This window comes from Bacillus sp. IT-79MI2 (assembly GCF_949768135.1).
Classification (GTDB): domain Bacteria; phylum Bacillota; class Bacilli; order Bacillales; family Bacillaceae_G; genus Bacillus_A; species Bacillus_A pseudomycoides.
Genome location: NZ_CATKPV010000095.1, coordinates 53,610 through 65,694, shown reverse-complemented (window position 1 = coordinate 65,694; position 12,085 = coordinate 53,610). Strand labels below are relative to the sequence as shown.

Genomic DNA, 12,085 nt, shown 5'->3' with positions numbered 1-12,085 from the left:
GAAATGGAACGCACGCTTTTCTTATTTTATCCAAATGGAAGCGTTTGAAAACGAAACTTGCCCAATTTTCATATATTTTTCATAACGTTTTTCGATTAATTCATCTTTCGAAATACCGTTTAATTGCCCGAATGTTTTTTTCAACATTAAGTCAATATTTTCTGATTGCTTTAGAATATTACGATGCGCACCGCCGCGTGCTTCTGGAATAATTTCGTCAATTACACCTAATTCTTTCAAATCCGCCGCCGTGATTTTCATCGCTTCTGCAGCTTCTTTCGCTTTTCCTGCATCTTTCCAAAGAATCGCTGCCGCTCCCTCTGGTGTAATAACAGAATAAGTGGAATTTTCTAGCATATGAATGTAATCTCCTACTCCAAGACCTAACGCACCACCACTGCCACCTTCACCGATAACAATGCAAATCACAGGTACAGTAAGCCCTGCCATTTCGAATAAATTACGTGCAATCGCTTCACTTTGCCCACGTTCTTCAGCAGCCTTACCAGGATAAGCACCTTTCGTATCAATGAAGCAGATGATTGGACGATTAAATTTCTCCGCTTGCTTCATTAAACGTAGTGCCTTTCGATATCCTTCTGGATGAGGCATTCCAAAATTACGACGAATATTTTCTTTCGTATCTTTCCCGCGCTGGTGCCCAATTACTGTTACAGACATGCCATCATATTTCGCTATGCCGCCGACAATCGCTGCATCATCGCCATATAGACGATCTCCATGACATTCAAAAAAATCAGTAAATAAGCGCTCAATATAATCGAGCGTTGTCGGTCGTTCTGCATGACGAGCAATTTGAACGCGGTCCCATACTTTCATATTGCCGTATATTTCTTCCTCTAAATTTTCTAGCTTGTCTTCCAAAATACGAATCTCCTCGCTGAAGTCCATCTGGGTGTTTTTCGTATAGTCTTTCAGTTCACGAATCTTATTTCTTAGCTCAACAACTGGTTTTTCAAATTCTAGCTCTGCCATATAGCCGTTTCCCCTCCTTGATGAACTTCTAAAATCTTACGGAGCGACTCTCTCATATCATCGCGATGCACAACCGCATCCAATTGACCGTGCTCTAGTAAAAACTCTGCCGTTTGAAAGTCTTCTGGCAGCTTCTCACGCACTGTTTGTTCAATTACACGTCTACCAGCAAAGCCGATAAGTGCACCTGGCTCTGCAAGATTATAGTCACCAAGTGAAGCGAAACTCGCTGAAACACCGCCTGTCGTCGGATGAGTCATAACAGAAATAAATAATCCTCCAGCATTGCTATGCTTTTTCAAAGCTACGCTCGTTTTTGCCATTTGCATTAAGCTTAAAATACCTTCTTGCATACGCGCACCGCCCGATGCAGTAAAGATAATAAATGGAACTTGTAATTCGTATGCTTTTTCAACTGCACGTGCAATTTTTTCTCCTACAACAGAGCCCATGCTGCCCATTCGAAAGCGAGAATCCATTACTGCAATCACAACAAGCATTTCATCAATTGTTCCTTCACCTGTCACAACTGCTTCATTTAATTCTGTTTTCTTGCGATCACTCTCTAATTTTTCTTCATAATTTGGGAACCCAAGTGGATTTAACGAAACCATCTCTTTGTCATACTCACGAAATGAACCTTCGTCCAATACACTATCAAGGCGTTCCCATGCATTCATAGGATGATGATAGCCACAGTTTACACATACTTTTAAATTTTTAAGAAGCTCTTTTGTATACATGATTTTCTTACATTTCGGACATTTTGTCATAACACCGTCCGGTACATCTCTTCGTACTTGTTCTGAAGGAATTGCAGCGTACTTTTTCTTTTTTACGAATAAATCTCTTAGCACAATTTGACCCCCTTTGTTGAGAGCTAAGGTTAGGAAGAAAATGTGGCTAACACCAAAAATCGATGTTAGCCTTGTCTTCTCAATCTGTCTAATAGAGGATGTTCAAACAGTCCGGTCAAGATAGCTACTCAGTTCTCTTTATCCTCTTTTTTTGAACACGCACTCATAACCTCTCTCTTTACGTTTAACTTTAACCGCTATGCGATAGATTGTTTGTCATAACGTGTCATGGTTATTTCGACAAATTTTATACATTACGAGTGAAACTGTATGTTTTCCATTAATTCATCATAAATTTTTAGCGCCTCTTCTTCTTTTTTCACGTATAACACTTCGTAAAGATTTCTATAGATTTCTATAGATTCTAGTGAAATTTCATAAGAAAGAGTCGCAACGTAATCATTTACAATTCTCCAAATTCGATATAGTAAATAATTGTCCACTTGTTCAATAAGTGTTTTGAAAAACATTTGATGAAACTCCTGAATTGAACTTCCGTCCTTTTTAAGAACTTGTTTCAACATACCTAATACACTAGAAAACGTTTCTTTCGGTAAATCACATACGATTCGAATAACATCTTTTTCAAGCAATTGTTTCGTCTGTAACAAATCACGAATTGTTTTCTGATCTTGTAATAAAAATGGTGCGATTAATTGAACAAGACCATTGTCATAGAAGTTTCGAATAAACGTTCCTTCACCGCGTCTTGTTTCAATTAATCCTACGAGTTCTAAAGCTCGCAATGCTTCCCGTACAGATGAACGCCCAACGTTTAAACGCGCACTTAACTCGCGCTCAGATGGTAAACGATCACCTGCGACTAAACCATCCTCTTCCATAATGGAACGGATTTTCTTTACAATTTCGAGATATACTTTTGTATTTGATGATGTCAATAGAAATTCCTCGCTTACTCTTTACCAATCAACGCTAAATTTTTTGTTTTCTCAGCGACTTCATTTGGATCTACTTGACGGCGAGCTACTCCTGTCTCCATCGCAGCTTTTGCAACATAAGCCGCCACCTGAGGCGCTACACGCGCGTCAAACGGAGCTGGAATGATATAGTCTACATTCAGCTCATCTGCCGCTACAAGCTCTGCAATGGCTTGTACAGCTGCCATCTTCATTTCTTCATTGATTTGCGTAGCATGTACATCCAGTGCACCACGGAAAATACCAGGGAACGCTAGTACATTATTTACTTGGTTCGGGAAGTCAGAACGACCCGTTCCAACAACAGCTGCTCCTGCTGCTTTTGCCAGTTCCGGCATAATTTCTGGAACTGGGTTTGCCATTGCAAAAATAATTGCATCGTCATTCATTGTACGAACCATTTCCTCAGTCAATGCACCCGCTACAGATACACCGATAAATACATCCGCGCCTTGCAGAACATCCGCTAATGAACCTTCTACACGATTTTTATTCGTATATTTTGCAACTTCATCTTTCACCGGGTTCATACCAACAGGGCGACCTTCATAAATCGCACCTTTTCGGTCACACATAATAATGTCGCGTACACCATAGCGATATAAAAGTTTAATGATTGCAATACCTGCTGCACCTGCACCATTTGCTACAACTTTAATGTCAGACATTTTCTTTCCAACTAACTTAAGTGCGTTTACAAGACCTGCTACTGTTACGATAGCTGTTCCGTGTTGATCATCATGGAATACAGGAATATTTGTTTCTTTTTTCAAACGTTCTTCAATGATAAAGCAGTTGGGTGCTGCAATATCCTCTAAGTTTACACCGCCAAATGTCGGCTCCATTAATTTTACAGTTTCAACAATTTTATCTACATCGTTTGTATTTAAAGCAATAGGGAATGCATCTACGCCAGCAAAGCTTTTGAATAATACAGCTTTACCTTCCATTACTGGAAGAGATGCTTCTGGTCCGATATTACCAAGACCAAGTACAGCTGTTCCGTCCGTCACAACTGCTACCATGTTTCCCTTCATTGTATATTCATATACCTTACTTTTATCGTCATAAATTTCTTTACAAGGTTCTGCAACCCCTGGAGAATACGCAAGACTTAAGTCTTTAGCATTTTCTACTTTTACTTTTGATACAGTTTCTAATTTTCCTTGATGCACTTTATGCATGTGAAGTGCTTCTTCACGAAGTGTTGACAAACTATCCACTCTCCTCAAATTATTCTTGCTGATATCATTCTCTCCAAGTGGTCTGACCACGAATGCTATTACTATAATAATCGAACTATAGGGAAATTGTCCATTATATTTTCACTACGACATTTTCCTCACCGACTATTTCGCGAAGTGCTCCTAAACATTCTTCACTTGGATGAATTGACAAACTACGAGATAATTGTACCATTTTATGTTCCTTTTCATAATAAATTAGTACTTTCGCAAAACCTGAATAGTGAAACAATACTTTTGTAACTTGATTTAACAACTTCTTTTCATACTGCGATGGTAGTTTTACATAAATCGATGCTTCTCTCATTTCATTGTAAACATCCATTTGTTCTAATGGATAAAGACCGTTTACAATCCATTGTAATTTATGATTTCGTTGTTCAATCGTCCCTTCCACTAAAACAATTTCACCTTCTTTTAACCTCTCCGAAAAATGAATATACGTCTCCGGAAAGACAACCGCTTCCATTTCATCATTTTGATCACAAAAAGTGACGAACGCCATTTTTTGCAATTTTTTCGTCCGAATGACTTTTACACCTGTTACATAAACAATCGCACGCTGTACGTTTCGCTTTTGGCTCATCGCTTGCGCAAGAGACGGAATTTCTAGTTCTTTTACAAGCTTTGCATACTGCGCCGTTGGATAACTGGATAAATAAAAGCCAAGCGCTTCTTTCTCATTATTTAATTGTTCAATAAAAGATAGCTCTTCTCCTTGTACGTATACTGATTTTGGGACACTTTCTTCCCCCAATTCACGCGCAAGGCTTGCATACTCTAAAGCACCCTTAATACTGTTAAACAAAGTTGTTCTCGAAACTTGAAAATCATCGAAACAGCCAGCCCAAACAAATGCCTCTAAATTACGCTCCGTAACAAACTTTGCTGGCATACGAAGACAAAACTCAAATAAATCTTGAAATGGATTTCTTTCTCTTTCCTCGATCACCGCATTCACTGTAGCCATCCCGATATTTCGAATCGAAAGCAAACTATAGCGAATTGCATTCCCTTCTATTTGGAAATTATAACTACTTCTATGAAGAGACGGCGGTAAAACATAAAAACCTTTGCGCTTCGTTTCACGTATATATTGCACAATCTTATCTTCGTTACCTATCGCACTGGATAAGAGTGCCGTCATAAACTCTAAAGGATAATTCGCTTTTAAATAAGCGAGCTGATATCCAATCATACTGTACGCTACAGCATGGCTTCGGTTAAAACCGTAATTTGCAAATCTAACAATTAAATCATAAATTTGTTCTGCAGATGTTTCATCGTATCCATTTCGTAAACACCCTTGTACAAAATGCTTTCGTTCTTGATCTAAAATCTCACGGTTTTTCTTACTCACTGCACGGCGGAGCAAATCGGCTTCTCCGAGTGAAAATCCCGCTAACTGCGAAGCAATTTGCATAATCTGTTCTTGGTATACAATAACGCCATATGTGCTTTTTAAAATTGGCTTTAAATCTGAATGTAAATAATGAATTTGACGCTTCCCGTGCTTTGACTCAATAAAGGTTGGGATTTGTTCCATTGGCCCTGGACGATATAAAGCGTTGACGGCAACAATATCTTCAAACTCATTTGGTTTTAAACCGCGGAGTACATTCCGCATTCCCCCAGATTCGAGCTGGAATACACCTGTTGTATCTCCTCTTCCTAGTAATTGGAATGTCTTTTCATCTTGAAGAGGTAAATTCCGTATATCAATTTGTTTACCCGTTTTGTTCACAATAAATGTAAGAATATTTTCAAGTAACGTTAAATTACGTAAGCCTAAGAAGTCCATTTTTAACAGACCAAGTTCTTCTAACACTTCTGCTGGATATTGCGTTACATATACATCGTTATGTCCTTCTTGAATCGCAACACTTCCCGTTAATGGCTCCTGACTCATAATGACCCCTGCTGCATGAATAGACGTATGACGTGGTAAACCTTCTACACGCTTCGCAATTTCAAAAACACGCTCATGCAAGAGATTTCCTTGTACAAATTCACGAAGGGACCCGGATTCTTCATGTGCTTCTTTTAATGTAATCCCAATCCTTGATGGAATCAGTTTCGAAAATATGTCAATATCTCTCGGCGGAAGCCCCATTACGCGGGCGATATCCCGAATCGCTGCTTTTGCAGCAAGCGTTCCGAACGTAACAATTTGGGCAACGCGAAGTTGACCATATTTATCTTTTACATAACGAATCATCTCATCACGTCTAATGTCCGGAAAATCAATATCAATATCTGGAAGCGTAACACGTTCAGGATTTAGAAATCGTTCAAACAGCAAGTTGTACTCAATTGGATCGATATCTGTAATTTCTAACACATAAGAAACAAGAGAACCTGCTGCTGAGCCACGGCCCGGTCCTGTTAAAATACCATGTTCATGTCCGTATTTCATAAAGTCCCAAACAATGAGAAAATAATCACTAAATCCCATGCGAGAGATAACTTCAAGTTCATGATTCAAACGTTTCCTATGTACATCTTGAACCGCCCCATATCGCTTATTTAGCCCCTCTTCACAAATGCGGCGCAAATAAGCATCCGATGTTTCGTTAGATGGAACAGGAAACTTTGGCAATTGATTGACGTGGAAAGGAATTTCTACGTGGCAACGTTCAGCTATACGAACTGTATTTTGAAGAGCTTCTTCTGCATGAGAAAATAAAGCTTCCATTTCAGCCGATGATTTTAAATAATACTGGTCTGTTTTGAGCCTTGGTCTGTCTGGATCAGTCATCTTTGTTCCGCTCTGAACAGATAGCAAGCATTCCTGCACAAGCGCATCGCTTTGGTTCACATAACGAACATCATTTGTCGCAACGACTGGAATGTTTATTTCGTTTGCAAATTGTGGTAATTTTTCTTGCAAGAATAGTTCATCCTGAATTGCGTGATGCTGCAAACTCATATAAAAACTTCCAAACATATTTTGATACGCACGAGCTACTTCTTCAGCAATCTCGTCTCTTCCTTGTAGCAATAACTGTTCAATTTCCCCATCTTTTCCTGGAGAAATCGCAATCAACCCTTTTGCATAATGAGAAAGCCACTTTTTCGGAATCCCGCCTTTAGACTTAGTCATGATGGTGCTAGAAATTTTCAATAAGTTTTGGTATCCCATCTCATTTTCTGCTAACAGTACAAGCGGATAGGATCGCTCTTCTTCCTCACTAAAAACAGAGGCTGTTAATCCGATAATTGGCCGTATGCCATTCTTCTTACATGCTTTATAAAATGGAATCACTCCGTACATCACATTTTCATCTGTAATTGCAAGCGATGAAAATCCAAGCTCTTTCGCACGGCTTACAAGTTCATCAATTTTACAAGCACTTTTTAACAAACTATAAACGGTTTGACATTGTAAATGCACAAACTTCACTGTTGTACCCTCTCTTTATCTATTTGACTACTTTCATTATAGGTGATGAAGAAAGCGGAAATCAAAACATACTTCTTATACTTTGTCCATATATATGGAGGAGAAAGGGGAATGACGATGGATGTAAGACAAACTTTTTTCTCTCTTCTCATTACAACTTACTTTATTGCCTTTGGAGTAATGCTTGGTGGTTCTTTAATCGGAGGAATTGGAGCATTTCTTGTTGGAAAACCAGCTCTTACTGCCATAAATCAATTCGCAGAAAATTTACGTATTTGGGCACTCGTTGCAGCAATTGGCGGAACTTTTGATACATTTTATAGCTTTGAACGAACCTTTTTCGAAGGTGCCACAAAAGATATTGTGAAACAAATTTTACTTATTTTTTTCGCAACAGGCGGCATGCAAACGGGCCTTATTATTATTAAATGGATTACGCAGGATCATGTATGAGGGTTCCAAGCGCTACAATAGCAAAAAAGTGGTATTTATTTTTAGGTGGCGCTGCCGTTGGAGGAATTTTGAGTTGGTTTATTTTTTTGTACATATACGGCGTTTTTCAAGAAGATTATGCAAAAAAAATTGTGTTTCAAGAAACGGAAATTACAAGGCTAAAAAAGAATCTTCATGTTCTTACGGAAGATCGTACTAAATTAAATGAGGAAAATAAAAGCCTTTTAACGATCCAAGAAATTAAAATTGAGATTCCGAATCATGATAAATACGATTTAGACCGTGTTACTCTTGAAAATATGATTACTTCTCTTCAAGAAGACCTTCAGCACCTCGTAACAAAAAACGTTCAAAGCGTAGCAAAAAACAAAGAATTGTTAATAAAAGCAATTGAAAATAAAGTATACAAACATTATGACCGAAGCTACCGCTTTAAAATCGAAACAATTTCCTTTGATACTGTGCTCGAAATTAGCATCAACATAAAACAAGAAAAGTAGAGCTTCTGAGCCCTGCCTTTCTTGTTTTTAACACATGAAGTACTTGTTTTATTTACAGATCTCACACAAGTCCGTGAAAAGACGATCTGCTTCTTCCCAAGAAGATGCTTTCGCACCAGAAGCCATCGGATGACCTCCGCCGTTATACTGCATCGCTAATTTATTAATTACCGGTCCCTTTGAACGAAGACGAACGCGAATCACATCTTCCTCCTCTAGAAATAGAACCCAAGCTTTTAATCCATCAATATTGCCAAGCGCTCCAACAACACCAGATGCCTCTGAAGGAAGTACATCAAATTCTTCTAGTACTTCTTTTGTCAGCTTAATATAAGCTGCACCTTCCTCTGTCATCGTAAAGTTTTGTAAAATGAATCCATTTAAACGAGCGATTTTCTCTTTCGTTTTATACATTTCATTATATAACTCTGGAAAGTCCACTCCCATTTCTACAAGTTCGCCTGCATAGCGAAGTGTTCTTGCTGATGTATTTGGGAATAAGAAGCGACCTGTATCTCCAACAATCCCAGCTAAAATAAGACGAGCCGCTTCTTTTGAGATTGTTAAACCTTTATCTTTTCCGTAAGAGTAAAACTCATAAATAAGCTCACTTGTAGAACTTGATGTCGTATCAACCCACGTAACGTCCCCGTATGGATCTTCATTTGGGTGATGATCAATTTTAATAAGCTTCTTTCCTTTCATATAACGCTGATCACAAACACGCTCTTGGTTCGCTGTATCACAAACGATAACAAGCGCATTTTCATAAGTCTCATCATCAATTTCATCCATTACTCGTAAATACGATAAAGAAGGTTCATTGTATCCAACCATATAAATCTTTTTCTCTGGGAACGATTCTTGAAGAATGGTTCCTAACCCACATTGTGAACCTAATGCATCTGGATCTGGGCGCACATGACGGTGAATAATAATCGTATCAAACTCTTTAATCGCTGTTAAAATTTGTTCGTGCATATGTATAGTCTCCTTTTTATTGATTTCTACCTCTGTAATCAATTTTCTCACTTTATCCTTCATTATAACTGAAAATAATTTATCCATGTGGACAATTGCTTTATAATAATAGTTAGAAAGTTTCGATAATGTTTTTTATTTTCACTTATCATGGGGCTGAAACAGAATCTGACCGCTTCTATGCTCGGGCGGACACTCTCTCCCACCTAAAAAGATGGGGTTTCAGTTCAGTTTTATTCAGTTTATTTTCCCGCCATATCAGTCTCGGCTATGAAAACAAAAGGGATTCTCCACTCGTTCCCTCCCTTTGTTTTCACTTGGCATGGGGCTAAAACAGGCACTGACCGCTTCTATGCTTGGGCGGACACTCTCTCCCACCTAAAAAGATGAGGTTTTATTTTTAAATTTACCTAAATACAAAATAACGGAGGATCATATCATGCCAGTATTAGTCTTTTGTATTATCATCTCATTTATGTTGTATCTCTTCTATAAAACAAAATATTTTCGTACAAATCGTCCGATGGAAAAAGGATGGCTTGCTGGAAAATCCGCAATGGCGCTCGGTGTATTCGTTGCGCTATTTGGTGCAAACCAATTTTTCTTAGAACTCTCTACCGCACGTATTATCGTTGGCGTGTTATTTATCTTATTTGGTGGTGCAAGTATTTTTAATGGATTCCGTCAGTATAAACATTTCTCACCTCTTGCAGTCGAAGAAGCAGAAGCGTATAAAACAATGTAAAAAGCATCAGCATTTATGCTGATGCTTTTTACATTGTTTTATTTTTAAAATCATATATGCAACAAATGCAGGTGGAATATTAAAAGGACTTCCTTGCACGTGAAAATGTAATTGTTCTTCTTCAAAAGACATATTTTTATACAACTCTTGTTGTGAAAGCTTTGTTCGTTGTTTTTGCTCGTTTAGCCCTTCAATGTAAAGATACTGAATAGGTATCATGGCAAGAAAATAAAACAATGCAACACCACCAAAAAAGAGCAACTCTGATGACATAGTGAACACCATCCTTTTTTCTTTTATATACAAATTATCTGATAATTAGATTATACTACATTTCAATTACCAAATGAAGGGAATTATATATATATATATATCCATTTTTAATATCCCAACATATAAGTCGCTGCTATGAAGAACAAAAGGTCATTTTCTCCTTTTGGTTTCACTTGGCATGGGGCTGAAACAGGATCTGACCGCTTCTACGCATGGCAAGATCCTCTCTTCCACCTAAAAAGATAGGCTTTCTTTCGGTTTTTCAATTTGTATTTATACATAAAAAAAGCTGAATGAACCTCCCTATAAAAAAGGATTCTTCATTCAGCTCTTTTCCATACTTATCGATCAATCAGCTGTACCATTAACAGTGCTTTCCCAACAACCTCTCCTCCGTGACGCACTTCCACATCTACCTTTCCAAATTTACGACCGATTTCTAACACCTTTGGATGTACAGAAACAACATTGTCAATTTGAACCGGCTTTACAAAATAAATTGTTAAATTCTCGACAATCGAATCACTTTTTTTCTGCGCACGGATGGCGCGATTTGTTGCTTCTGTGACAACGGTTGTAAATACACCATATGATAATGTTCCAAATGAACTCGTCATTTGTGGTGTCACAGAAAATTGATAACTGTGTTCGTTCTTTGCTTCTTTCGGAGTCACAAATTGATTTGTGACGATATCCTCAATCGTTTCTCCAACTTGCGGTTGACGTTGAATCATTTGCAATGCTTGAAGTACATCTTGACGGCTAATAATCCCTTGCAATCGGTTGCCTTCATCGACAACAGGAAGAAGTTCAATCCCTTCCCATACCATCATGCGCGCTGCCGCTGCAACAGACATTTTCCCATTCACTGTAATCGGTTGCTTTGTCATCACTTTTTCAATTGGTGTTTCTTTTGCGATGCCAATCATATCTTTTGAAGTAACAATCCCTAATACCTTTTTATTTTCATCTACAATTGGATAACGCCCATGCATTGTTTCTTTATTATACGCATGCCATTGCGCTACTTTATCACTAGGTTTTAAATATAACGTTTCTTCAATTGGCGTTAAAATATCTTCAACGAGTACGATTTCCTTTTTGATAAGCTGATCATAAATGGCACGGTTAATAAGCGTTGCCACAGTAAATGTATCATAGCTACTTGAAATAATCGGCAACTTTAATTCATCTGCTAACTTTTTCACATGATCTTCTGTATCAAATCCACCTGTAATTAATACTGCAGCTCCTGCTTCTAATGCTAGTTGATGTGCATTCGTACGGTTACCGATAATTAGCAAGTTTCCTGCTTCTGTATAGCGCATCATCGCTTCTAATTTCATGGCCCCAATCACGAATTTATTTAATGTTTTATGTAATCCTTCTCTTCCGCCAAGCACTTGGCCATCGACGATATTGACCACTTCGGCATATGTTAGTTTTTCAATATTTTCCTTTTTCTTTTGTTCAATTCGGATTGTTCCGACACGTTCAATTGTACTAACATACCCTTTATTCTCTGCATCTTTAATCGCACGATAGGCCGTTCCTTCACTTACACTCAAATCTTTTGCAATTTGGCGCACAGAAATTTTATGCCCTACCGGCAGGCTATTAATATGTTCTAAAATTTGATTATGTTTGGTAGCCAAATGGTTTCACCATACTTTCTTTTCCCTAAATTCTTCATGT

11 protein-coding genes are annotated in these 12,085 nt (G+C 38.1%); 3 read left to right on the top strand and 8 right to left on the bottom strand.

Features of this window, described 5'->3' with window-relative positions:
* Positions 1-21: 21 nt before the first annotated feature.
* From accA to dnaE, 5 genes are all read right to left on the bottom strand, one after another.
* Positions 22-996 carry an acetyl-CoA carboxylase carboxyl transferase subunit alpha gene (gene accA, locus ACM6HU_RS23340; RefSeq protein ID WP_016116592.1) on the bottom strand — a complete coding sequence of 325 codons (975 nt, stop codon included), beginning with the start codon at positions 994-996 and terminating at the stop codon, positions 22-24.
* Entirely contained in the window at positions 984-1,853 is an 870-nt protein-coding gene (gene accD / locus ACM6HU_RS23335; RefSeq protein ID WP_006096170.1) for an acetyl-CoA carboxylase, carboxyltransferase subunit beta, read from the bottom strand. Before accD ends, accA begins: the two co-directional genes overlap by 13 nt.
* A 254-nt stretch (positions 1,854-2,107) precedes the next feature.
* Entirely contained in the window at positions 2,108-2,752 is a 645-nt protein-coding gene (locus tag ACM6HU_RS23330) for a FadR/GntR family transcriptional regulator (protein ID WP_016116593.1), read from the bottom strand.
* A 14-nt stretch (positions 2,753-2,766) separates the two neighbouring features.
* Entirely contained in the window at positions 2,767-3,975 is a 1,209-nt protein-coding gene (locus tag ACM6HU_RS23325) for an NADP-dependent malic enzyme (protein WP_170927928.1), read from the bottom strand.
* A gap of 133 nt (positions 3,976-4,108) precedes the next feature.
* Entirely contained in the window at positions 4,109-7,438 is a 3,330-nt protein-coding gene (gene dnaE / locus ACM6HU_RS23320) for a DNA polymerase III subunit alpha (protein ID WP_016116595.1), read from the bottom strand.
* Between the two features lie 117 nt (positions 7,439-7,555).
* On the opposite strand from dnaE, the gene ACM6HU_RS23315 reads away from it, so the two are divergent.
* Both ACM6HU_RS23315 and ytrI read left to right on the top strand, forming a co-directional pair.
* A complete protein-coding gene (locus tag ACM6HU_RS23315; RefSeq protein WP_033671552.1) occupies positions 7,556-7,891 on the top strand; it encodes a YtrH family sporulation protein in 336 nt (111 codons plus the stop codon).
* Positions 7,888-8,391 carry a sporulation membrane protein YtrI gene (gene ytrI, locus ACM6HU_RS23310; RefSeq protein WP_016116597.1) on the top strand — a complete coding sequence of 168 codons (504 nt, stop codon included), beginning with the start codon at positions 7,888-7,890 and terminating at the stop codon, positions 8,389-8,391. Before ACM6HU_RS23315 ends, ytrI begins: the two co-directional genes overlap by 4 nt.
* Positions 8,392-8,439: 48 nt before the next feature.
* Here the strand turns inward: ytrI and ACM6HU_RS23305 are convergent, their stop codons facing one another.
* Positions 8,440-9,372 (bottom strand): DHH family phosphoesterase, encoded by a 933-nt coding sequence (locus ACM6HU_RS23305; protein WP_016116598.1) that lies wholly within the window; start codon positions 9,370-9,372, stop codon positions 8,440-8,442.
* A gap of 439 nt (positions 9,373-9,811) precedes the next feature.
* On the opposite strand from ACM6HU_RS23305, the gene ACM6HU_RS23300 reads away from it, so the two are divergent.
* A complete protein-coding gene (locus tag ACM6HU_RS23300) occupies positions 9,812-10,117 on the top strand; it encodes a YtpI family protein (RefSeq protein WP_006096165.1) in 306 nt (101 codons plus the stop codon).
* Positions 10,118-10,123: 6 nt separating this feature from the next.
* Here the strand turns inward: ACM6HU_RS23300 and ACM6HU_RS23295 are convergent, their stop codons facing one another.
* Together ACM6HU_RS23295 and ACM6HU_RS23290 are read right to left on the bottom strand one after the other, a co-directional pair.
* Positions 10,124-10,390 (bottom strand): DUF3949 domain-containing protein, encoded by a 267-nt coding sequence (locus tag ACM6HU_RS23295; protein WP_016116599.1) that lies wholly within the window; start codon positions 10,388-10,390, stop codon positions 10,124-10,126.
* Positions 10,391-10,731: 341 nt separating this feature from the next.
* Complete coding sequence (locus tag ACM6HU_RS23290; RefSeq protein WP_016116600.1) at positions 10,732-12,045, bottom strand: DRTGG domain-containing protein; 1,314 nt, start codon at positions 12,043-12,045, stop codon at positions 10,732-10,734.
* Between the last annotated feature and the right edge of the window lie 40 nt (positions 12,046-12,085).